Origin of the sequence: Burkholderia seminalis DSM 23518 (assembly GCF_902832885.1) — a bacterium.
In the GTDB taxonomy this organism is placed as follows: domain Bacteria; phylum Pseudomonadota; class Gammaproteobacteria; order Burkholderiales; family Burkholderiaceae; genus Burkholderia; species Burkholderia seminalis.
Map to the genome: position 1 here is coordinate 181,723 of NZ_CADFDK010000005.1, position 21,982 is coordinate 203,704.

The window sequence follows — 21,982 nt, forward strand, 5'->3', positions numbered from 1 at the left end:
CGCCGCGCGCCGGCACCGCGGCCGGCGCGCGGCGGTGCTTATTTCGCGATGATGTCGCGCTTGAAGTACTTCTGCGACAGCGCGCTCAGCGTACCGTCCTTCTTCAGCGCATCGAGCGCGCCGACGATCTTCGCCTGCAGCGCCTTGTCGCCCTTGCGCATCCCGAAGCCCGTGCCTTCGCCGAGCGTCGCCGGATCCTTCAGCGCGTCGCCGACGATCTGGTAGTCGCGGCCGGCCGGCTTGTCGAGGAACCCGTCCTGCGCGGTCTGCGCTTCCTGGACGGCCGCGTCGAGCCGCCCCGCGACGAGATCGGCGTAGATCTGGTCCTGATCCTGGTACGACACCACGGCCACGCCCGCATTGGCCCAGTGCGCCTTCAGGAAATCCTCCTGCGACGAACCCTGCAGCACGCCGACGTGCTTGCCGCGCAGGCTCGCGACGTCGGGCCGCAGCGGCGAGCCGCGCTTCGCGACCATCACGATCGGCACCACGTAGATCGGCGGCGTGAAATCGATGCTCTGCTTGCGCTTCGCGGTGATGTTCATCGCCGAATTGATCGCATCGAACTTGCGCGCCTGCAGCGCCGGGATCAGCCCGTCGAACGCGTTCTCGACCCACACGCATTTCACGTTCAGCTTCGCGCACACCGCGTTGCCGAGGTCGACGTCGAACCCCTGCAGCTGGCCGGCCGGCGTCTTGCTCTCGAACGGCGGATAGGCGGCTTCGATGCCGAAACGCAGCGTGGTCTGTTCCGCATGGGCCGTGACGGCCGCGCACGCGAGCGCCGCAGCGGCGCAAAGGGAAAGCTTCCAGTTCATGACGGTCCTTCTGTTCCGGATTGAGGCGAGGAAGATCGGTCGCACGACGCCGTCGGACAGGCGCCGGATCGGCCGATGCAGGCGGCCGCCGCAACGCGACATGCCGTATCCCGCAGCCGAAATATAGACTCAAAGTCTACTATAGACTATAGGGGATACGATGATCGTGCGTCGTCGCGTGACCTCCCCGCTTGTGCCCGCCACGACGAACACCGTTGATTTACCTATGTTTTCCCGGAAAACCACGGCGAAACACGGTCTCGAAAAGAAAAATTCTCCAGATCTTGTTTGTCTATATTAGACTTTTCGTCCATCACGAACACCGCCGGACACCGTCTTTCGAGACCGTCCTGTCCGGCCCCGACCGGAGATGTCCCCATGACGCAAACCGCCCCGACCCCGCCACTGACCGTCGACGAAGCCGCGGTGCGCGCGGCCCTGCCGTCGCTCGACGTGCTCGGCACGTTGCGCCGCATGTTCGCGTCGCTCGCCGCGGCGCGCGCGGTGCAGCCGCCGCAGACGCTCACGCTGTTTCCCGACCAGGCCGGCGACTTCATCACGTATCTCGGCGCGCTCGCCGATGCGCAGGTGTTCGGCGCGAAGTTGTCGCCGTACGTCGTGACGGGCGGCAAACCGATCGTCACGGCCTGGACCGCGCTGATGTCGATGCAGACCGGCCAGCCGCTGATGTGGTGCGACGCGGGGTTGCTGACGGTCGAACGCACGGCCGGCACGACGGCGCTGGCGGTCGACTGCCTCGCGCCGCGCGACGCACGCCGTCTCGCGATCGTCGGCGCGGGCGCGGTCGGTCTCGCGCATCTGCGGCACACGGCGGCGCTGCGCGACTGGGAGACGATTCGCGTGTACTCGCCGGCGCTGGCCGGCAATGCGCCGCTGCAGGCCACGCTCGCCGAACTCGACCCGCGCGCCCGTGCGGCGGCGAGCGTCGCAGCCTGCGTGCGCGACGCGGACGTGGTGATGCTGTGCACGTCGTCGGGCACGCCCGTGCTCGGCGACGGGATGCTCACGCGCCCGGCGCTCGTCACGTCGATCAGCACGAACGTCGCGCGCGCGCACGAAATCCCGCCCGCCTGGCTGCCCGACATGGATGTCTACTGCGACTACCGGCACACGACGCCCGCCAGCGCCGGCGAAATGCAGATCGCGACGGCCGATCACGGCTGGGATGCCGGGCGGATCGTCGGCGACCTGCCCGCGCTCGTCGCCGGCACCTGCGCGGCGCCGTCGCGCACGCGTCACGCGTTCTTCCGCTCGATCGGCCTCGGGCTCGAGGACATCGCGATCGCGCACGCGCTGTACACGCACCTGACGCACGCATGAGCGGCGCGCGCGCGCGGGGCCGATACAATGGCGCAACCGCCGCGGCGGCCGCGCGCGGGCGCACGGGCATGCCGGCCACCGGTATGCCCGTGCGCCGGCCCGATGCGCTGCCCGGCCCCCGCCCACCCGAGATGGCGACACCGATGCGCAAGAAGAAATCCCCCGTCAAAGACCTGCTGCTCACCCGCTATGCGCCGATCGCCGACGGTATCGCCGCGCTGTTCTTCCCGTACGCGGAAGTCGTGATCCACGACCTGCACGACCAGACCGTGCTGTATCTCGCGAACAACCTGTCCAAGCGCGAGGTCGGCGACGATTCCGCGCTCGAGGAAATCGATCATTCCGCGCGCGAACGCGTGATCGGCCCGTACGAGAAGCTGAACTGGGACGGACGGCGGATGCGCTGCGTCAGCAACGTGCTGTTCGACGACGAAGGCCGCCCGGCCGGGATGATGTGCATCAACTTCAACATCGCGGTGTTCGACGAGGTGCGCGCGACGCTCGACCTGTTCATCAAGGGCGCGGGCGTCGTCGCTCAGCCCGACGAGCTGTTCCGCGACGACTGGCAGGAGCGCATCAACACGTTCCTGCACGGCTGGCTGCGCGAGCGGCAGGTCGGGCTGAACGGGCTCACGCGCGAGCACCGGCGCGAGCTCGTCGAGGCGCTGTACGCGGAAGGCGCGTTCCGCGGCAAGAGCGCGGCCAACTACGTCGCGAACGTCCTCGGGATGGGGCGCGCGACAGTCTACAAGCACCTCAAGCACCTGAAGGAAACGCAGGGCGACGCGTAAGCGCCCTGCGGCGGGCGCACGACGGCCGCCTCGGTCATCGCTATCGGGATGCCGTTTCCCTGTCTATGCTTCGTGGTACGCCGGGCGCGCCCCCGCTCCACACGGAGCTTCGCGCGACCGGCGGTGTCGAAGCACGAAATGATACAATCACGGTTACATTTCATTGCCGCCCGGAACCACCCATGACGACTGCTCCCGCCCCGACTGCCCGCCCGACCCTGACCGTCGAAATCTGGTCCGACCTGATCTGCCCGTGGTGCTGGATCGGCAAGCGCCGCTTCGACGAGGCGCTCGCCGCGTTCGCGCACGCCGATCGCGTCGATGTCGTGCTGCGCGCGTACCGGCTGATGCCCGGCCAGCCGGTCGAGCCGGTCGAGGTCATGCTCGCGGGCAAATACCGGATGTCGCCCGCGCAGGTCGACCAGATGCTGCGCCAGGTGACCGATGCGGCCGCGAGCGTCGGACTGCGCTACGACCTGCCCGGCACGCTCGTCGGCGATACGCTCGACGGCCACCGGCTCGTGAAGCTCGCGGAAGCGACGGGCCGCGCGCACGCGCTGACCGAACGGCTGTACCGCGCGTATTTCTGCGAACACGGCTCGCTGTTCGATCACGCGGCGCTGACCGAATTCGCGGTCGAGGCGGGGCTCGAACGCGCGGCCGTCGAAGCCGTGCTGCGCAGCGATGCGTACCGCGACGAAGTCGAAGCCGACATCGCGCGCGCCGCGCAGATCGGCGGGCGCGGCGTGCCGCTGTTCGTGTTCGGCGGCCGCTACGCGGTGTCGGGCGCGCAGCCGGCCGACGCCTTCGCGCAGGCGCTCGACCAGGCGTGGCGCGACGGCATCGTCGAACTCGACGGCGCCGACGCGGCCGCCTGCGGCCCCGACGGCTGCGCACTGCCGGCGCGCGCGTAACGCGCGTCGATGCGTCCGGCCCGCCCGTCCGCGGATGCGTGCCACTACGCGACGCTCCTGCCACAAACCGGCAGGAAGCGCGCACCGATGACGTCTACAATGCATCCCTTCAAATAACTGTCAGAAGGCTGCGAGCCCATGACTCACGGGATCCACGGCGAGAAACGCTGGTACGCGCTGATCGTTCTCTGTCTCGGCGTGCTGATGATCGTGCTCGACAGCACGATCGTGAACGTTGCGCTGCCGTCGATCAGCACCGACCTCCATTTCACCGAAACGGCCCTCGTGTGGGTCGTCAACGCGTACCTGCTGACGTTCGGCGGCTGCCTGCTGCTCGGCGGCCGGCTCGGCGACCTGTACGGCCAGCGGCGCATGTTTCTCGCGGGCCTCGTCGCGTTCACGCTCGCGTCGCTCGCATGCGGCCTCGCGCAATCGCAGACGATGCTGATCGCCGCGCGCGCGGTGCAGGGGCTCGGCGGCGCGGTGGTGTCGGCCGTCTCGCTGTCGCTGATCATGAATCTCTTCACCGAGCCCGGCGAGCGCGCACGCGCGATGGGCGTCTACGGCTTCGTCTGCGCGGGCGGCGGCAGCATCGGCGTGCTGCTCGGCGGGCTGCTGACGAGTTCGCTGTCGTGGCACTGGATCTTCCTCGTCAACCTGCCGATCGGCATCGCGGTCTATGCGATGAGCGCGGCGCTGCTGCCGCGCAGGCGCGCGCCGGCCGGCGCCGCGCGGCTCGACGTCGCGGGCGCGATCACCGTGACCGCTTCCCTGATGCTGGCCGTCTACGGGATCGTCGGCGGCAACGAGGCCGGCTGGCTGTCGACGCAGACCGTCGCGCTGATCGGCGCGGCCGCCGTGCTGCTCGCGCTGTTCATCGCGATCGAGGCGCGCAGCGCGCATCCGCTGATGCCGCTCTCGCTGTTCGCCGCGCGCAACGTCGCGCTCGCGAACGTGATCGCCGTGCTGTGGGCGGCCGCGATGTTCGCGTGGTTCTTCCTGTCGGCGCTGTACATGCAGCGCGTGCTGCAATACGGGCCGCTGCAGGTCGGGCTCGCGTTCCTGCCGGCGAACCTGATCATGGCCGCGTTCTCGCTCGGGCTGTCGGCGCGGATCGTGATGCGCTTCGGGATCCGTGGCCCGATCGCGGCCGGCCTGCTGATCGCGGCCTGCGGCCTCGCGCTGTTCTCGCGCGCGCCGGTCGACGGCGGCTTCGTGTTGCACGTGCTGCCCGGCATGACGCTGCTCGGCATCGGCGCGGGCGTCGCGTTCAACCCGATGCTGCTCGCCGCGATGAGCGACGTCGATCCGGCCGATTCGGGGCTGGCGTCGGGGATCGTCAATACCGCGTTCATGATGGGCGGCGCGCTCGGCCTCGCGGTGCTCGCGAGCCTCGCGGCCGCCCGCACCGATGTGCTCGCGGCCGCGCAGGCCGCGCCGCTCGCCGCGCTGAACGGCGGCTACCACGCGGCATTCGCATTCGGCGCGGTGTTCGCCGCCGTGGCCGCGCTGATCGGCTTCGCGCTGCGGATCCGGCGGCAGGAAGCCGTCGAAAGCACCGGCCCCGCGATGCACTGAGCGGCGGCCGCCGCCATCGAACCGGGGCGCGCACTGTCGCGCCCTTTTTTACGCATGCCGGGCGCGGCACGCGCCGGATTCGTCATGCGTTTGGCGCGATCGCGCACGATCGGCCGCACCGCCCGTGCGAACGACCGCGCCCCCGCCGTCCGCCGCCCGCCGTCCCGTCGCACGGGCTTTCCCGGCCTATTTTTAACGCAGTCGTACGCCGACGCGCCACATTTGCGACAATGGCGGACTTTGATGCGCGCGCCGCAGCCACGCGCCGCCGCAGAACGCCGCATAACCGCCTGCTTCCGATGTCGCTTCCCCATATCGATCTGCTGTACTCCCTGTCCGGCCTGTTCGTCGGCATTCTCGTCGGCTTGACGGGCGTCGGCGGCGGTTCGTTGATGACGCCGATCCTCGTGCTGCTGTTCGGCGTGCACCCCGCGACGGCGGTCGGCACCGATCTGCTGTACGCGGCCGCGACCAAGGCCACCGGCACGCTCGTCCACGGCCTGAAAGGGTCGATCGACTGGCGCATCACCGGCCGGCTCGCGGTGGGCAGCGTCCCGGCCGCGGCCATCACGCTGTGGTGGCTGCATACGCACGGGATGAATGCGCCCGGCACCGCGCGGATGATCCAGCTCGTGCTCGGCATCGCGCTGCTGCTCACGTCGATCGCGCTGATCTTCCGGCCGCAACTCACCGCGTTCGCCGCGCGCAACCCGCTCGCGCCGAGCCCCGCGCGCACGCTGTGGTCGACCGTGCTGACGGGCGCCGTGCTCGGCGTGCTCGTGTCGATGACGTCGGTCGGTGCCGGCGCGATCGGCGTCACCGTGCTCCTGCTGCTGTATCCGCTGCTCGCGACGACCCGCATCGTCGGTTCCGACATCGCGCACGCGGTACCGCTCACGCTGGTCGCCGGCATGGGCCACTGGCTGCTCGGCTCGGTCGACTGGTCGATGCTGCTGTCGCTGCTGCTCGGCTCGCTGCCGGGCATCGTGATCGGCAGCCTGCTGTCGGCGCGCGCGCCCGAGCGGCTGCTGCGCAACCTGCTCGCCGCGACGCTCGTCGCGGTCGGCGTCAGGCTCGTGCTCGCGTAAGCGGTTCCGGCGTCGCCCTTCCCTCGCGGTTGCGCCTTTTCCCGGCGGGCGCCTCCGATACGCCGCCCATCCTCCGCGGACCCAGGAAAAAACAGCCCGGCCGGCCTGCGCCGATCGGGCTGTCGTCCATCCGGGGCGGCGACGTGCCGCCCGCGCCGCTTACTGCCCCTGCTGCTGCAGTTTCTGCTGCTTGAGCTGCTGCGTGCGCGCCTGCAGTTTCAGCACGCGCTGCAGTGCGGTACGGTTCGCGAGGATGCCGTCGTAGAAGTTGGCGAGATCGCCCTTCAGCGCGGTCCGCGACGCGTCGTTCAGGTAGATCATGTGGCCCGACGGGTAGTTCTTGATCGTCAGGTTCTGCGCCTTGAGCGTCGGATCGAGCGGCATCTGCGCGAGCGTCAGCTCCGTCTGGTGGAACGGCGTGACGGCGTCGAAATAGCCGTTCGCCGACAGCACCTTCAGGTCCGGGTTCACGCTCATCGTCGATGCGAGGTCGCCGGCCGTGTACAGCGTATTGCCGCCGCCCTTGTTCGCGCCGGTCGGGTCGATGTGACTGAAATCCCAGTTGTTGAAGACCTGGTCGTTCAGGTCCACGAACGACGACGTCGACGTGTACTTGAGGTCGGTGTTGATGTAGCTGTTCCACAGCACCGTGTACGCGCCGCCGACGTTCGTGATCGACGGATCGTTGCTGCCCGAGTTCGGCAGGATGTACGGCGCGATGCCCTTGCCCGTGAAGTTCGCGCGGCCGTCGTACTGGCCGATCTGCGTGCCCGGCACGAGCGTCAGGAAGAACGTGTACGGCGGGTTGTCGTCCGACGACGGCACGTTGCCGAGCGCGGCCGGGTTGCCGAACGTCTGGATCAGCGACGTCGGATCCGTGCCGATGTACGCGCCCATCTGCTGCGCGGTCTGCAGGTTCAGGTTCAGCCGCACGTTGACGAAGCCGCCGTCCTGCGGGTTCGGCTTCTGCGCGAGCGGCGCTAGCGTGTTGTCCGCGTAGTTGCGGGCCTGGATCATGTACGCGTCGAGATCGGTCGGCGTCGGGTTGAGCGTCGTCTTCTTCCAGTAGAACGCATCGGCCGCGAGCGTCGGGAACGTGCCCGGCGCGGACAGCGCGTTCGCATAGTCGAGGATCGACGACTGCAGCGTGATCCCGTTCAGGTCGATGCCGTCCTCGTGCAGCACCCATGACACGACCGCGCTGCGCGCGGTGCCGTACGACTCGCCGTACAGGAACTTCGGCGAATTCCAGCGCGAGTACTTGGTCAGGTAGCGCTGGATGAAGCGGTCGATCGAGTGGGCGTCCTGGTCGGTGCCCCAGAAATCCTTGTTCTTCGCCGGGGCGATCGCCGTCGAATAACCGGTGCCGACCGGGTTGATGAACACGAGGTCGGTGCGGTCGAGCAGGCTGTCCGGGTTGTCGAGCAGCTTGTACGGCGCGGGCGGCGTGAAGTTCGGGAACGACGACTGCAGGCGCTTCGGCCCGTACGAGCCGAGCAGCAGGTAGACCGACGACGAGCCGGGGCCGCCGTTGTAGAAGAACGTGACCGGGCGCGGCTTCGACGGGTCCGGGTTGTCCTGCGTGTACGCGACGTAGAACATCTTCGCGTTCGGCGCCGACGTGACCGGATCGATCGTCGTCAGGTGGCCCGTGGTGGCCGTGTACTTGATCGTCTTGCCGCCGATCGTGACCTGGCGGTGCACGACCGCCGCGCCTTCGGTCGAATCCGTGACCGCGTCGTTCGGCCCGGTGCCGTACACGTCGGTGTCGACGTACGGCTGGTCGGCCGCGGCGGCGGCCGTCGCATTGGTGTTGGCCTGCGTGCTGCCGCTGGACGTCGCGGCCGCCGCGGCGGCCGAAGCAGTCGGGCTCGGCCCGTCGTCGCCGCCGCACCCCGTGACGAGCAGCGCCGCGGCCGCTGCGGCGGCGAGCGGCACGCTCAAGGTCGTTCCGAATAGCGCGAAACCGTCTTTCAAGGACTTCCGTGTCGTCATTATTGCCTCTCGAACAGAACGATAAATACCGCCGGCCGCAAAGGATCATTTGCGCCGGCGCTCCGCACCGGGAATGCATTCGTTATGCGACGCACTCCGAGTTTTTTACCGGGTCGACGAATATCGACCGGCATGATTTACCCCACCCATTTTTTGCGACTGCACAATGGAAGCAATTCCATTGCAAACGACAATTCAATAATCCGCAGCAATTCGGATTCATTCCGCCAATCCGCATTTGCACAAAATCGACGGCAATGAGACGCCCCGCAAAGCATGCCCGGCAAGGCACCTTCGCTTCAGATAGACGAACGAACCCCCTCGGCGAGATGCAGATTAATCGCCAAACGGCGACCAAGCGCAGCCCGAGCCGATTTAACAAAATCGAAAGGATCGATTAACTAAACGGAAAGGAATATTCTCGTATCTGGAATTTATTAAATTAAGTGAAAATACCGGCGCATAATAGGTTCCGGATTTTCCGCCGTAAAGTAACAATTTGTTACGGCGCTCGCCAATCCGATAAAAGGCTATACGGGACCGATTCCAGACGACGAAAAGAAAAAAGCCGGACGACTGTCCGGCCTGGCGGGGGCGGCGCGGCGGCGGCCGTCAGAGCGGCACGTCGATCGCGCCGGCGCCGGTCGTGATCGCGTTCGCGCCCGGCGCGGCCGAGATCGGCGGCAGGTTCGCGCTCGTCAGCGCCGGCGCGGCGCCCGGGCTGCCGCCGCGCGGCACCGTGCGGATCACCTGCGACGGCGGCAGCGGCGCGCCGTTCTTCAGGTGCTGCCACATCAGGTTCAGCGCCTGCAGGTTGTAGTAGTGGACCGGCACGAAGCGCGTGTCGAAGCCCGCAACCGGCAGGAACGCGTCGAAGTGCTGGCCGTTCGTCACCTCGTAGAACACGAGCTGGCTGCGCCCGGCTTCGCTGATGCCGTTCTGCGCGACGTATGCGCGCGACGCGTGGTTCACCGGCACGAGCGCGTCGCTGCGGCCCTGCACGATGATCGCCGGCTTGCCGTGCAGGTTCGCGTTCACGCGTACCGCATCGACGTTCGCGGGCATCCCGAGCATCCCGTTCGTCCACAGCTGGCGCAGGCACAGCGCGCCCGCGAAGCTCGCATCGGGCGTCGCGAGCCGGTGGTCGACACCCGCGCCGTTGTTGAACACGAGGTTGATGCCGGCCGTCGGCGGCACGCCGTTGCCGACGCCGAACACGGCCGGCATCGGCGAGGCAGCCGGCGCCGCGACCGCGCCCGTCGCCGGATCGGTCGTCGCGAAGCTGAAGTTGCACAGGTTGTCGGTGACGCGCGAGCGCGTGTACGCATTCGCGTAGGTGACCGCGATCGCCGGAATCGCCTGCGAATCCCACATCGGCGCCTGCAGCAGGTCGGAATCGGCCAGATAACCGGCCGCATGGAGCTGCGCGAGCGCGTCGGCCGCCTGGCTCTGCGTGTCGGCGCCCGACACGAGCCCGGCCGCGGCGAGCGTCGCGCAGCGCTGGGTGCGGATCGACTGCGTGGTCGCGGCCGGCAGCGCGCTCAGGTACGGCGCGCCGGCGAGCGACGCCGACGCGGCCGCGCACGGCTGCAGCAGGTTCGCGAGCGTCGCGTAGTCGGCCAGCGGCCGGCCGAACGACGGCACCGGCTGGCCGCCCGTGCGCACGACCGCATTCGGCGACATCCGCACGTTGATCTGCGGCTCGCCGACCACGACCGCGGTGATCCAGCCGCGGCTGTCCTGCTCGGCCGCCGCGAGCGACGCGCCGCCGCCGTTGCTGACCGACGCGGCGATCGTCGTGATGTCGCCCGCGCGATAGCGCACGCCGTGATGCGAACCGTCGATCAGCGGCCCGAACTGCTCGTTGAGCGCCCAATACGCGAACTCGACCGACTGCAGCGTCACGCGTCCCCAGTCCTGCTCGGGATTCTGCTGCGAATGCGCATGCTTGAATGCGTAGCGGTTCGGAAAGCGGTTGTTGAACGCGGCGAGATCGCCGCTCGTCACGTTCGCGGTGAACAGGCTCGCGGTGCCGGCCAGCACCGCGTTGGCGAGCGTGCCGTCGATCAGCGTGACGGTGTCGGTACCGAGCTCGTGCGCGCCGTTGCCGCCGCCCTTGTCGTTGTAGGCCACCGCGCAGCCGCGCTTGAGCGCCCACTCGCCGGCCGCGGAGATCGCGCCGTACACGCCGCGCGAGCCCGACGACGTCGCGGTGACGATACATGGCTGCGCGGGATCGAAGCGGGCGGGAACCTGCACGAGCAGCGTCACGTTCCTGGTGCCGCTGCCGTCGTCGGAGTACGCGAGGTATTCGGTGCCGGGGATCTTGCCTTCGCCGAGCGTGTCGTTGCCGTCGAGATCGACGTTCGGCCCCCAGAAGCGGCCGTAACCGCCGTTCGCGCTCATGTCGACGAGCGCACGGTAGTTCGACCAGATCGCGAGGCGGCGCAACTCGGCGCTCGTCGGCCGCGCCGGATTCGCGAAGCCGGGCGCACTCGCCGCCGCCAGCCCCGTCTTGCCGAGGCCGGCCGTCAGCAGGTCGTCGCTCGCGCCGTCGTAGGCCGTCGTGCGCACGCTGCCGGACACGAAGCCGGGCAGCCGATTGCGCTCGGCCGTATCGTCGCCGTTGCACGCACCGAGCATCGCGAGCGCTGCCAGCACCGCGCCCCACCCCATCCGCCTGCCCCACCCGAGTCTCGTCATCGCCGCCCCCTCGATTTCGTTATCGGTCCGCCGCCGCGTCGCGCGCGGCCCGCGGCCTCTGAAGCGCAAACGGGCCCCGGCATGCCGGGGCCCGCCTGGAAACGGGCGCGCGCGGCGCTCGCGCGCCGCCGCCCGGCGTCACTGCTGCTGAACCGTCAGCTTGTTCGTGACCGACGTCACGCCCTTCACGTCCTTCGCCGCGGCTTCGGCCTTGTCGATCTGGTCCTGGGCCGGCATCGTGCCTTCCAGCGTGATCGCGCCGCCCTTCGAACGAACGACGAGGTTCGACACGTTCACGCCCTGTTCCTTCGAAATGGCCTTGCGCACCGCGTAGCCGAGCTTGCGGTTGGCCTTCTTCGCGGTTTTCGCGGCGGCCTTCGGCGAGCTGGTCGCGGCCGCCGGCGCTTCCGTTGCCGCTGCGTCGCTCGACTGCGCATACACGCTGCCCGACAGGCAGGCCGCCACGGCGGCAACGCCCAACGCTCTCAACACGATCGACTTCATGCTATCTCCTTATCACTCCGGAACGGCCGTGCACAGTACGGCCGGATACCCCCAAAAACAGCCGGCCCGCGCGCGAACGGGCGGGACAGCCGGTGTTTTCCACGGCGATACGAGAGAGGCGACACGGGCCGGCGGCCGGCGCACGCTGATAGCGGGCCGGCCGGGCCGGACAGCCGCCGGCCGGACGCGCCCGGTCTCATTGCGTGCCGGGTCGCGCGCGAATCGGGCGCGGCTGCGTCGCACAATGTAATCCAGCGCCCGCGGAAGCGCAAAGCTTTTGACGCGGGGCCGCCCGCCGCTGTCGCCGCCGCGCCGCGCCGGGCTGCCCGATTCGCGCACGCACGGTGAAACCGGGTACCATCGCCGCGAGCATCCGCATCGCCCGCGACAATCGCCCGACCGTCATCGATGCGTCACGCCAGCGTCATCCGCCGACCCCATGAAGCCTGCCCGCCCTCGTCCGCCTCGTCGCATCCTCGCCCGCTTCGTCGCGGTGTCGTGGCGCGACCTCGCGCTGTCGATCGGCCCGACCGTCCTGCTCGCCGCCGCGGCCGTCTGGCTCGCCGTCAGGCTGATCCAGCCGGCGCCGCCGTCCACGCTCGTGATCTCGTCCGGCCCGCCCGGCAGCACGTACTGGAACGCCGCGCAGAAGTACAAGACGATCCTCGCGAAGAACGGCGTCACGCTCGACGTCCAGTCGTCTGAAGGATCCGCGCAGAACCTCGCGCGGCTGTCCAACCCGAACGCGCCGGTCGACGTCGGTTTCGTGCAGAGCGGCATCGGCCCGAAGGAGCGCGACGAGCACCTCGTGTCGCTCGGCAGCATCGGTTACGTGCCGCTCGCGATCATGTACCGCGGCCCGGTGGTCGCGCGCCTGTCCGACTTCAAGGGCAAGCGGCTCGCGCTCGGCGCGGAAGGCAGCGGCGCGCGCGAGCTGAGCCTCGCGCTGCTGAAGATGAACGGCATCGTGCCGGGCGGCTCGACCGAGCTGCTGCCGACCGCCGGCGAGGACGCGGCAACCGCGCTGCTCGACGGCAAGATCGACGCGGCGTTCCTGTCCGGCGACTCGACGCAGATCCCGGTGATGGCGAAACTGTTCCGTGCGCCGGGCGTGCACGTGTACTCGTTCACGCAGGCCGAGGCGTACGCGCGGCGCTTTCCTTACCTGACCGCGATCACGCTGCCGATGGGCGTCTACGATCTCGGCCGCAACCTGCCGCCGGCCGACATCCACACGGTTGCACCGACGATCGAACTCGTCGCGCGCGATTCGCTGCACCCCGCGCTGTCGGACCTGCTGATCGAGGCCGCGCGCGAGGTGCACGGCCACGCGACGATCCTGCAGCACGCGGGCGAGTTCCCGTCGTCCGTCACGCGCGGATTCCCGCTGTCCGACGACGCCGCGCGCTACTACAAGTCGGGCAAGACCTTCCTGTACCGGCGGCTGCCGTTCTGGGTCGCGAGCCTGGTCGACCGGCTGCTGGTGGTGGTCGTGCCGCTGATCGTCGTGCTGATCCCCGGGCTGCGGCTCGTGCCGTCGCTGTACGGCTGGCGCGTGCGCTCGCGCATCTACCGCTGGTACGGCGCGCTGATCGCGCTCGAGCGCAGCGCGCTCGGCGAGCACACCGCCGAGGAACGCGTCCAGCTGCTCGACCAGCTGGACGACATCGAGGAAGCCGTGAACCGGATGAAGATGCCGCTCGCGTACGCCGGGCAGTTCTACGTGCTGCGCGAGCACATCGGCTTCGTGCGCGAGCGGCTCACGTCGCACGACCCGGATACGCCGACGGCCCCGCCCGGCGCGGGCGGGCCGCCGCCGGCACGCGCCGAAGCCGCGCCGCCGCCGGCCGACGGCGCCCCCCGGGCGACTCCCGGTTCCGCGTGAGCGGACGATCCGCGATCATTGCTGCATGCGCGTGCCGCCGCGTAACATGGAGGCCGCCGCCAGGCGCCGCACGCCCCACCCTCTGGAGAACGACATGACAACCGGCCTCGATACCGCCCAACCTGCCTGGTTCTTCGACTTCGTGTCGCCGTTCTCGTATCTGCTGCTCGAGCAGCACGACAAATGGCCGGACGCGCCGTTCGAACCCGTCGCCGTCTCGCTGCTCGACCTGCAGCGCCACTGGGGGCAGCGCCCGAGCGCCGACGTGCCGGCCAAGCGCGTGTTCACGTACCGTCACGCGCTGTTTCGCGCGGAACAGCTCGGCATCCGCTTCAAGATGCCGCCCGCGCACCCGTTCGATTCCGACAAGCTGCTGCGCCTCGCGATCGCGCTGCGTGCCGACATCGCGACCGTGCTGGAAATGTTCCGCTTCATCTGGCGCGAGGGCAACGATCCGTCGACGCCGGAAGGCTTCGCGGCGCTGTGCGAGCGCGTCGGCGTCGGCCATGGCGATGCGCTGATCGAATTCGAGGAAACGAGCGCGCAACTGGCCCGCAACAACGCCGATGCGATCGCGCTCGGCGTGTTCGGCGTGCCGACGTTCTGGATGAACAAGCAGTTGTTCTGGGGCGAGGATGCGCTGCCGATGGTGCTGTACTGCGCACGCACGCCGAACTGGCTCGAATCGCGCGAGGTCAAGCGGATCAGTGCGCTGCCGAAGGGTCGCGCGTGATGGCCGGTATCACGCACGCCAACGCGCGGCTGCGGTAAGGTTACGCGTCACCCGAATCACCCCCATCCGATGGAAGACGACGACCGTACCGCCTCGCTCGATATCTGGCTCGTGCGCGTGTTGCGCACGCTGCTGCTCGAGCGCAGCGTCACGCAGGCCGCGCTGCGGCTGAACCAGACCCAGCCCGCGATCAGCACCGCGCTGCGCAAGCTGCGCGAGACGCTGAACGACCCGATCCTCGTGCGCGGCAAATCCGGCATGGTGCCGACCGAATACGGCGCATCGCTGCTCGAGGCCGCGTCGCGCGCGCTGCGCGAGGTCGACTTCATCGCGACGCCGCACGGCGACTTCGATCCGTCGTCCGCGCGGCGCACGTTCCGCGTCGCGGCGCCCGACTACCTGAACGATTTCTTCATGCCGACGCTGATCGAGCGCTTTCGCGACGCGGCGCCGCATGCGCATCTGGAAATCGACTCGCTGAATCCCGCGCTCGACCACGCGGGCGCGCTCGAATCGGGCGCGCTCGACCTCGTGATCGGCAACTGGCCGAAGCCCGACCCGCGGTTCGTGCGCCAGGATCTCTTCTCCGACACGATCGTGTGCCTGATGCGCGATACGCATCCGCTCGCGCACGTGCCGCTCACGCGCGAAGCGTATGCGTCGGCCGCGCACGTCGCGCCGACGCCGTACACCGGCGACAAGCGCAACGCGATCGAGATCGGCCTCGCTCGTGCGCGCCTCACGCGGCGCATCGTGACGACGCTGCCGTACTTCGGGATCGTGCCGCAGGTGCTGCTGCAGTCGGACCTGATCTTCACGACGACGCGCCGCTTCGCGACGCACTATGCGCAGTTGCTGCCGCTCGTCGTCGTCACGCCGCCCGTGCCGTTCCCGCGCATCAAGAGCTACCTGCTCACGCATCCGCAGCCCGACCGGCCGACCGACATCGCGTGGCTGGGCGCGCTGATGCAGAGCGTGTCCGACGAATTGACGGTCGCCCGCACGCGCAAGCGCTGATACGCGGCCGCTCAGGCCGTGCAGAAGGTTTCCTGCAGATGGGTCCAGCGCACGACGCCCGCCGCGTCGCGCTCGAACACGGCCGTCGCGCGGCGCGCAGGCAGCGCGCCCGCCGCCGCGTGCTGCGCTTCGAGATAGGTGATCACCGCATGCGATGCGTCGGCCGCGAGCACGCGGATCTCCGACAGCGTGATGCGCAGCCCCGGCTTCGCGCCGACGAGCTTCGCGAACAGCGCGCGCGTGCCGTCACGGTCGACCACGCGGCCATCGGTCAGGATCATCGTGAAGCCGGGGGAAAACGCGGCGAGCAGCGCGTCGAGCGCCGCGGGCGCGGTGTCGATGCCGGACAGCCAGCGCTCGATGGCGGCGACGCTCGCATCGAGCGCGTCGAGATAGATCGGGTGATCGGACATGGCATGTGCACGGTGACGGGATGCGCAGCCCGATGCCGCGCGTTGCCGTGCAGTGTATGCAAAAACGCGCGGCCCTGCGCCGGCCGCGCGGTGCTACCGCGAGCAGGACACCTCGTCGCATGCGCGGCCGGCCGCCAGCGCCTTCGCATCGGCCACCGGCATGCCCGAGCGCGCCTGCAGCAGCTCCGCGCACACGGCCACCGCGATCGCGCCCGGCGCCTTGTCGACGATACCCGCGACGCCGATCGGGCACACCATCTCCACGAGCCGCGCCGGATCGACACCGCGCGCGGCGAGCCGGCGCTCGAACTTCACGCGCTTGGTGCGCGAGCCGATCATCCCGAAGTACGCGTAGTCGCGCCGCCGCATGATCCGCGCGGCGAGCGAGAAGTCGAGCGCGTGGTTGTGCGTCATCACGAGGAAGTACGCGCCCGGCGGCGCCGCGTCGACGACGGCCTCCGGCGTGTCGGTCGGCTCCGGCTGCACGTTCGGCGGACATTCGTCCGGGAACAGCTCGTCGCGCGTGTCGACCCACTGCACGACGCACGGCAGCGCGCCGAGCAGCGTGACGAGCGCGTGACCGACGTGCCCGGCGCCGAACAGCACGATGTGCATCGGCGCCGGCGCGCCGCTCGCGCGGTTGCGCTGGCCGGTGCCCTGCGCGAACGCCGGGGCCGGCGCGGTGCGAAGCGAACGTGCGGGGCCGTTCATGTCAGCCTGCCTGCGTGGCGCGGGCCGCACGCACTGCCGTGATCGCGCGCAGGATCGACTCGCCGGTGGCCGGCGCGTCGAGCGGCGGGTTCACCCGGTAGTCGCCCACGGCCGCGACCGCGTCGCGCACCGCGAAGAACACCGAGAACGGCAGCAGCAGCGGCGGCTCGCCGACGGCCTTCGAACGGTGGATGCTGTCCTCGATGTTGCGGTTCCGGAACAGCCGCACGTTGAACTCGGGCGGCGTGTCGTTCACCGTCGGGATCTTGTACGTCGACGGCGCGTGCGTCATCAGCTTGCCGCCCTTGTTCCACCACAGCTCCTCGGTCGTGAGCCAGCCCATCCCCTGGATGAACGCGCCTTCGACCTGGCCGACGTCGAGCGCCGGGTTCAGCGACGCGCCCACGTCGTGCAGCGCATCGACGCGCAGCGTGCGCATCTCGCCCGTCAGCGTGTCGATCACGACTTCCGACACGGCCGCGCCATACGAGTAGTAGTAGAACGGCCGGCCCTGCAGCTTCGACTGGTCCCAGTACAGCTTCGGCGTCGCGTAGAAGCCGTCGGACCACAGCTGCACGCGCGCGAGGTACGCCTTCGCGATCACTTCGCCGAACGGCACGCCGTGGCCGCCGACCGACACGACGTCGTTGCCGAACGTCACGTCGGCCGCCTCGACCTTGCCGTCGCCGAACTGCTTCGCCGCGAACACCGCGAGCCGCTCGCGCAGCTGGCGCGCCGCATCCTGCGCGGCCTTGCCGTTCAGGTCGGAGCCCGTCGACGCGGCCGTCGCGGACGTGTTCGCGACCTTGCTCGTGTCGGTCGCCGTCACGCGGATCCGGCCGAAGCGGATGCCGAGCTCGTGCGCGACGACCTGCGCGACCTTCGTGTTGAGCCCCTGCCCCATCTCCGTGCCGCCGTGGTTCACGAGCACCGAGCCGTCGGTGTAGATGTGCACCAGCGCGCCGGCCTGGTTGAAGTGCGTGACGTTGAAGGCGATGCCGAACTTCACCGGCGTGATCGCGATGCCCTTCTTCAGCACCGCGTTGCGCGCGTTGAATTCGCGCACGCCCGCGCGCCGTGCGCGATAGTCGCTCGTCGCCTCGAGTTCGCCGAGCAGCTCCTGCAGCACGTTGTCCTCGACCGTCTGCCCGTACGGCGTCACGTTGCGTTCGGTCTTGCCGTACAGGTTCGCGTAGCGCACGTCGAGCGGATCGCGGCCGAGCGAACGCGCGACGTCGTCGAGGATGTACTCGATCGCGAACGCGCCCTGCGGACCGCCGAAGCCGCGGAACGCGGTGTTCGACTGCGTGTTGGTCCTGCCGCAGTAGCCGGCGATGGCGACGTCGCCGAGCCAGCACGCGTTGTCGAAGTGGCATACCGCGCGCGTCATCACCGGGCCCGACAGGTCGGCCGAGAAACCGCAGCGCGACGTCATGTCGAGCGCCACGCCGTCGATGCGGCCGTCGTCGTCGTAGCCGACGTCGAAGCGGTAATGGAAGTCGTGCCGCTTGCCGGTGATCATCATGTCGTCGTCGCGGTCCGGCCGCAGCTTCACCGGGCACAGCAGCTTCCACGCGGCGAGCGCCGCGCAGCACGCGAACAGGCCCGACTGCGATTCCTTGCCGCCGAACCCGCCGCCCATCCGGCGGCATTCGACGAGCACGTTGTGCGACGCGACGCCGAGCACGTGCGCGACGAGGTGCTGCATCTCGCTCGGGTGCTGCGTCGAGCAGTACACGTGCATCCCGTCGTCGTCCTTCGGCACCGCGTAGGCGATCTGCCCTTCGAGATAGAACTGCTCCTGGCCGCCGAGCAGCATCTCGCCCGACTCGCGGTGCGGCGCGACGGCGAGCCGCGCGGCCGCGTCGCCGCGCGCGAGCTTCAGCGGCGGGATCACGTAGGTTTCGGCCGCGCGCGCCTCCTGCGCGGTCAGGATCGCCGGCAGTTCCTCGTAGTCGACCTGCGCGCGGCGCGCGGCGAGCCGCGCGATTTCGTGCGACGTCGCGACGACGATGAACATCGGCTGGCCGACGAACTGCACGATGCCCTTCGCGAGCACCGGGTCGTCGTGGATGATCGGGCCGCAATCGTTGACGCCAGGAATATCGTCGGCCGTGAACACGGCGACCACGCCCGGCGTCGCGCGCACCGCGTCGAAGTTCATCGACACGATCCTCGCGTGCGGCTTCGCCGACAGGCCGAGCGCCGCATGCAGCGTGCCCGCGACGACCGGAATGTCGTCGGTGTAGGTGGCGCGTCCGCTGACGTGCAGGTGCGCGGATTCGTGCGCGCGCGACACGTGGACCTGCGCGGCGTCGGCTTGCGGGTCGAGGGTGCTCAGGAACGGTTCTGCTTGCTGGTTCATTGTCGGGGTTCTCCGTCTTCAGACGCGCGCCGCGCCGGCGCCGGCTTCGGCGGCCACTTCACGCACATTCAGGGCTTGCGGCGGCAGCGGGTCGTGCGGGCGCGTCTCCAGCCAGAATCGGTACATCAGGTTCTTCGCGGTATCGAGGCGGTACGCGCTCGTCGCGCGCATGTCGGACAGCGGCTGGTAGTCGCGCTCGAGCGCCTGCATCGCGGCCTGCGCGGTGGCTTCGTGCCATTGCGCGCCGTCGAGCACGGCTTCGGTGTGGGTCGCCCGCTTCGGCGTCGCGGCCATCCCGCCGAACGCGATGCGCGGCTCGCGGATCGTGTCGCCGTCCGCGATGAACGCGAAGGCCGCGCACACGGCCGAGATGTCGGAGTCGAACCGCTTCGACAGCTTGTACGTGCGGAACTGCAGCTTCTCGCGGGCGCCGGTGCGGGTCGGCACCTTCAGGCCGACGACGAATTCGTGCGGCGCCATGTCCTTCTGCTGGTACCCCGTGTACAGCGCTTCGAGCGGCAGCTCGCGCACCGTGTCGCCGCCGCGCAGCACGACGCGCGCGCCGAGCGCGATCAGGCCCGGCATCGAATCGCCGATCGGCGAGCCGTTCGCGACGTTGCCGCCGATCGTGCCCGCGTTGCGGATCGGCAGCGACGCGAAGCGCTTCCACATCTCGGTCAGTTCCGGGTACGTGCCGGCCAGTGCCGCATAGGCCTTCTCGACCGTCACGCCCGCGCCGATCTCGATCCAGTCGCCGCGTTCGGCGAGGCGCTGCAATTCGGCGATCCGGCCGACGTAGATCAGGTCGTCGAGCCGGCGCATCTGCTTGGTGACCCACAGGCCGATGTCGGTACTGCCTGCGAGGATGCGCGCGTCGGGACGCTCGGCCTTCAGCGCGGCCAGCGCGTCGAGCGTGCGCGGCGCCGCGAAGCGCGCGCCGTCGCTCGTCGTGTAGTCGAACGTGTCGTCGCGCTTGAGCGACGCGAGCGTGCGGGCCAGCGCGGCCGTGTCGACCGGTGCCGACGGCGCCGGCGCATCGAACATCTGCACGGCCGCATCGACGATCGGGCGATAGCCGGTGCAGCGGCACAGGTTGCCGGTCAGCGCATCGGCGATCTCGGTGCGCGTCGGCACGTCCTTCGCCTTCGTGCACGCGCCGGCACAGCCTTCGTGGCCATGCTTCTCGTACAGCGCCCACATCGACATCACGAAGCCGGGCGTGCAGAACCCGCATTGCGAACCGTGGCAGTCGACCATCGCCTGCTGCACCGGGTGCAGCGCACCGTCCGGCTGGCGCAGGTCCTCGACCGTGAGCAGCGCCTTGCCGTCGAGCGTCGGCAGGAACTGGATGCAGGCGTTGACGGCCTTGAACTCGACCGCGCCGGCGTCGTTCAGCTCGCCGACGACGACCGTGCACGCGCCGCAGTCGCCTTCCGCGCAGCCTTCCTTGGTGCCGGTGCAATGCGCGTCCTCGCGCAGGTACTGCAGCACGGTGCGGGTGACGTCCGCGCCGCTGACTTCGCGGATCGCGTGACGATGGTAGAAGCGGATCGGCTCACTCATGTCTCGATGGTTCTTCAATTGGGGGGGCAAGGCGGCCTGCGCGGAGCGCCCGACCGACGTTTTTCTGACAGTTTGCACGCTATCACCATCAAATTTCGCAACCCATAGCCCATCACGCATGGGGCCCATATAACTGCCGCGATATGAGCGCCGGGGCCGCCTGCGGCCCTTTCCGCACGGTACTCCGCGCCCGTGCCCGACGCGCCCGCAACCATCCGCCATCGCCGAAAACAGGTCGCGATGAACTAAATGGTACCTGCGGGAAAACCGGTTCCATGGGAAAATCCCGATTCCCTTTTTCGCCGTCTTCCGTCTGCTTCGTTCATTCGTTCCGACCCCATGTCCTCCGATTCCGCCACACCGCCGCGCAGCGGGTTCGCGGTCACGCTGCAAATCGTGTCCGTCGTTTGCTTCACGTTCATCTGCTATCTGACCATCGGCCTGCCGCTCGCGGTGCTGCCGGGCTTCGTCCATGGCGACCTCGGCTTTTCCGCGATCGTCGCGGGCGGCGCGATCAGCGTCCAGTACTTCGCGACGCTCGCGTCGCGGCCGCTCGCCGGGCGCCTGGCCGATACGCTCGGCCCGAAGCAGACGGTGCTGCGCGGGCTGATCGGCTGCGGCGCGTCGGGCGTGCTGCTGCTCGTCGCGCTGCTGCTCGCGCGCTGGCCGGTCGCGAGCCTCGTGCTGCTGGTCGCGAGCCGGCTCGTGCTCGGCGTCGGCGAAAGCCTGTGCGGCACCGGCGCGATCCTGTGGGGCATCGGCCGCGTCGGCGTCGCGCACAACGCGAAGGTGATCTCGTGGAACGGCATCGCGACCTACGGCGCGCTCGCGCTCGGCGCGCCGGTCGGCGTCGCGATCGCGAATACGCTGAACCCGGCGCTGATCGGCGTGATCGTGATCGCGCTGGCCGCGAGCGGCTTCTACCTCGCGCGCCTGATCGCCCCGGTGCCGCTCGTGCACGGCGAGCGGATGTCGTATGCGAGCGTGTTCACGCGCGTGCTGCCGCACGGCCTCGGCCTGGCGCTCGGTTCGGCCGGCTTCGGCTCGATCGCCACCTTCGTCACGCTGTACTACGCGGCGCGCCACTGGCCGAACGCCGCACTGTCGCTGACCGTGTTCGGCACGCTGTTCATCGGCGCGCGGCTGCTGTTCGCGAACACGATCAAGACCTACGGCGGCTTCCGCGTCGCGATCGTGTCGTTCGCCTTCGAATGTTCGGGCCTGCTGCTGCTGTGGCTCGCGCCGGTGCCGCACATCGCGCTCGTCGGCGCCGCGCTGACGGGTTTCGGCTTCGCGCTGATCTTCCCGGCGCTCGGCGTCGAGGCCGTCGCGCTCGTGCCGCCCGCGAGCCGCGGCGCGGCGCTGTCCGCGTATTCGGTGTTCCTCGACCTGTCGCTCGGCATCACGGGCCCGCTCGCGGGCTATGTCGCGGGCGCGTTCGGCTATCCGCAGGTGTTCCTGTTCGCGGCGGTGGCCGCCGCCGCGGGCGTCGCCCTGTCGATGATGCTGTACCAGCGGCAGGGGCGCGTGGCGGGGAGCGGCGCCGCGGCCTGACCATGCCGT

At 69.4% G+C, this 21,982-nt stretch carries 17 protein-coding genes; 9 read left to right on the top strand and 8 right to left on the bottom strand.

Annotated elements, in window-relative coordinates; translation table 11 throughout:
• Positions 1-38: 38 nt before the first annotated feature.
• Entirely contained in the window at positions 39-818 is a 780-nt protein-coding gene (locus HWX00_RS17890; RefSeq protein ID WP_034187454.1) for an ABC transporter substrate-binding protein, read from the bottom strand.
• A 378-nt stretch (positions 819-1,196) separates the two neighbouring features.
• Between HWX00_RS17890 and HWX00_RS17895 the strand changes: the two genes are divergently transcribed.
• The 5 genes from HWX00_RS17895 to HWX00_RS17915 all read left to right on the top strand — a co-directional run bounded on the left by HWX00_RS17895 (position 1,197) and on the right by HWX00_RS17915 (position 6,530).
• Complete coding sequence (locus HWX00_RS17895) at positions 1,197-2,159, top strand: ornithine cyclodeaminase family protein (RefSeq protein ID WP_124607834.1); 963 nt, start codon at positions 1,197-1,199, stop codon at positions 2,157-2,159.
• A complete protein-coding gene (locus tag HWX00_RS17900) occupies positions 2,156-2,950 on the top strand; it encodes a helix-turn-helix transcriptional regulator (protein WP_124607835.1) in 795 nt (264 codons plus the stop codon). Before HWX00_RS17895 ends, HWX00_RS17900 begins: the two co-directional genes overlap by 4 nt.
• 182 nt (positions 2,951-3,132) lie before the next feature.
• Positions 3,133-3,864 (top strand): DsbA family oxidoreductase, encoded by a 732-nt coding sequence (locus tag HWX00_RS17905; RefSeq protein ID WP_069706555.1) that lies wholly within the window; start codon positions 3,133-3,135, stop codon positions 3,862-3,864.
• A 138-nt stretch (positions 3,865-4,002) separates the two neighbouring features.
• Positions 4,003-5,442 (top strand): DHA2 family efflux MFS transporter permease subunit, encoded by a 1,440-nt coding sequence (locus HWX00_RS17910; protein ID WP_175029120.1) that lies wholly within the window; start codon positions 4,003-4,005, stop codon positions 5,440-5,442.
• A 299-nt stretch (positions 5,443-5,741) separates the two neighbouring features.
• Complete coding sequence (locus tag HWX00_RS17915; RefSeq protein ID WP_034187453.1) at positions 5,742-6,530, top strand: sulfite exporter TauE/SafE family protein; 789 nt, start codon at positions 5,742-5,744, stop codon at positions 6,528-6,530.
• A 159-nt stretch (positions 6,531-6,689) separates the two neighbouring features.
• Here the strand turns inward: HWX00_RS17915 and HWX00_RS17920 are convergent, their stop codons facing one another.
• The 3 genes from HWX00_RS17920 to HWX00_RS17930 form a co-directional block, all read right to left on the bottom strand.
• Positions 6,690-8,525 (bottom strand): S10 family peptidase, encoded by a 1,836-nt coding sequence (locus HWX00_RS17920; RefSeq protein WP_049029236.1) that lies wholly within the window; start codon positions 8,523-8,525, stop codon positions 6,690-6,692.
• 612 nt (positions 8,526-9,137) lie between these two features.
• A complete protein-coding gene (locus tag HWX00_RS17925; RefSeq protein WP_175029119.1) occupies positions 9,138-11,228 on the bottom strand; it encodes a D-(-)-3-hydroxybutyrate oligomer hydrolase in 2,091 nt (696 codons plus the stop codon).
• A gap of 138 nt (positions 11,229-11,366) precedes the next feature.
• Positions 11,367-11,732, bottom strand: coding sequence for a BON domain-containing protein (locus HWX00_RS17930; RefSeq protein WP_059557268.1), 366 nt, complete (start codon positions 11,730-11,732; stop codon positions 11,367-11,369).
• A 439-nt stretch (positions 11,733-12,171) separates the two neighbouring features.
• Here HWX00_RS17930 and HWX00_RS17935 point away from each other — a divergent pair, with 439 nt between their 5' ends.
• From HWX00_RS17935 to HWX00_RS17945, 3 genes are all read left to right on the top strand, one after another.
• A complete protein-coding gene (locus HWX00_RS17935) occupies positions 12,172-13,617 on the top strand; it encodes a TAXI family TRAP transporter solute-binding subunit (RefSeq protein WP_124607838.1) in 1,446 nt (481 codons plus the stop codon).
• 94 nt (positions 13,618-13,711) lie between these two features.
• Complete coding sequence (locus HWX00_RS17940; RefSeq protein WP_175027601.1) at positions 13,712-14,350, top strand: DsbA family protein; 639 nt, start codon at positions 13,712-13,714, stop codon at positions 14,348-14,350.
• 69 nt (positions 14,351-14,419) lie between these two features.
• The gene (locus HWX00_RS17945) at positions 14,420-15,367 is read left to right on the top strand and encodes a LysR family transcriptional regulator (protein ID WP_034187239.1); all 948 of its coding nucleotides are present in this window, start codon (positions 14,420-14,422) and stop codon (positions 15,365-15,367) included.
• An 11-nt stretch (positions 15,368-15,378) separates the two neighbouring features.
• Here the strand turns inward: HWX00_RS17945 and HWX00_RS17950 are convergent, their stop codons facing one another.
• The 4 genes from HWX00_RS17950 to xdhA form a co-directional block, all read right to left on the bottom strand.
• The gene (locus tag HWX00_RS17950) at positions 15,379-15,780 is read right to left on the bottom strand and encodes a nuclear transport factor 2 family protein (RefSeq protein WP_034187238.1); all 402 of its coding nucleotides are present in this window, start codon (positions 15,778-15,780) and stop codon (positions 15,379-15,381) included.
• Between the two features lie 93 nt (positions 15,781-15,873).
• Positions 15,874-16,491 (bottom strand): xanthine dehydrogenase accessory protein XdhC, encoded by a 618-nt coding sequence (xdhC, locus tag HWX00_RS17955; RefSeq protein ID WP_034187237.1) that lies wholly within the window; start codon positions 16,489-16,491, stop codon positions 15,874-15,876.
• A gap of 1 nt (position 16,492) precedes the next feature.
• Positions 16,493-18,856 carry a xanthine dehydrogenase molybdopterin binding subunit gene (gene xdhB, locus HWX00_RS17960; RefSeq protein WP_175027602.1) on the bottom strand — a complete coding sequence of 788 codons (2,364 nt, stop codon included), beginning with the start codon at positions 18,854-18,856 and terminating at the stop codon, positions 16,493-16,495.
• 18 nt (positions 18,857-18,874) lie between these two features.
• Positions 18,875-20,419: a xanthine dehydrogenase small subunit gene (gene xdhA / locus HWX00_RS17965; protein ID WP_175027603.1), complete on the bottom strand. Its 1,545-nt coding sequence runs from the start codon at positions 20,417-20,419 to the stop codon at positions 18,875-18,877.
• Positions 20,420-20,758: 339 nt separating this feature from the next.
• Here xdhA and HWX00_RS17970 point away from each other — a divergent pair, with 339 nt between their 5' ends.
• On the top strand, positions 20,759-21,973 hold the full coding sequence (locus tag HWX00_RS17970) for an MFS transporter (RefSeq protein WP_034187234.1): 1,215 nt from the start codon (positions 20,759-20,761) through the stop codon (positions 21,971-21,973).
• Positions 21,974-21,982: the final 9 nt, after the last annotated feature.

Bases quoted from the DNA above. Each gene is read 5' to 3' on its own strand.
- HWX00_RS17890 (WP_034187454.1), bottom strand. From the start codon at position 818: ATGAACTGGAAGCTTTCCCTTTGCGCCGCTGCGGCGCTCGCGTGCGCG.
- HWX00_RS17895 (WP_124607834.1), top strand. From the start codon at position 1,197: ATGACGCAAACCGCCCCGACCCCGCCACTGACCGTCGACGAAGCCGCG.
- HWX00_RS17900 (WP_124607835.1), top strand. From the start codon at position 2,156: ATGAGCGGCGCGCGCGCGCGGGGCCGATACAATGGCGCAACCGCCGCG.
- HWX00_RS17905 (WP_069706555.1), top strand. From the start codon at position 3,133: ATGACGACTGCTCCCGCCCCGACTGCCCGCCCGACCCTGACCGTCGAA.
- HWX00_RS17910 (WP_175029120.1), top strand. From the start codon at position 4,003: ATGACTCACGGGATCCACGGCGAGAAACGCTGGTACGCGCTGATCGTT.
- HWX00_RS17915 (WP_034187453.1), top strand. From the start codon at position 5,742: ATGTCGCTTCCCCATATCGATCTGCTGTACTCCCTGTCCGGCCTGTTC.
- HWX00_RS17920 (WP_049029236.1), bottom strand. From the start codon at position 8,525: ATGACGACACGGAAGTCCTTGAAAGACGGTTTCGCGCTATTCGGAACG.
- HWX00_RS17925 (WP_175029119.1), bottom strand. From the start codon at position 11,228: ATGACGAGACTCGGGTGGGGCAGGCGGATGGGGTGGGGCGCGGTGCTG.
- HWX00_RS17930 (WP_059557268.1), bottom strand. From the start codon at position 11,732: ATGAAGTCGATCGTGTTGAGAGCGTTGGGCGTTGCCGCCGTGGCGGCC.
- HWX00_RS17935 (WP_124607838.1), top strand. From the start codon at position 12,172: ATGAAGCCTGCCCGCCCTCGTCCGCCTCGTCGCATCCTCGCCCGCTTC.
- HWX00_RS17940 (WP_175027601.1), top strand. From the start codon at position 13,712: ATGACAACCGGCCTCGATACCGCCCAACCTGCCTGGTTCTTCGACTTC.
- HWX00_RS17945 (WP_034187239.1), top strand. From the start codon at position 14,420: ATGGAAGACGACGACCGTACCGCCTCGCTCGATATCTGGCTCGTGCGC.
- HWX00_RS17950 (WP_034187238.1), bottom strand. From the start codon at position 15,780: ATGTCCGATCACCCGATCTATCTCGACGCGCTCGATGCGAGCGTCGCC.
- xdhC (WP_034187237.1), bottom strand. From the start codon at position 16,491: ATGAACGGCCCCGCACGTTCGCTTCGCACCGCGCCGGCCCCGGCGTTC.
- xdhB (WP_175027602.1), bottom strand. From the start codon at position 18,856: ATGAACCAGCAAGCAGAACCGTTCCTGAGCACCCTCGACCCGCAAGCC.
- xdhA (WP_175027603.1), bottom strand. From the start codon at position 20,419: ATGAGTGAGCCGATCCGCTTCTACCATCGTCACGCGATCCGCGAAGTC.
- HWX00_RS17970 (WP_034187234.1), top strand. From the start codon at position 20,759: ATGTCCTCCGATTCCGCCACACCGCCGCGCAGCGGGTTCGCGGTCACG.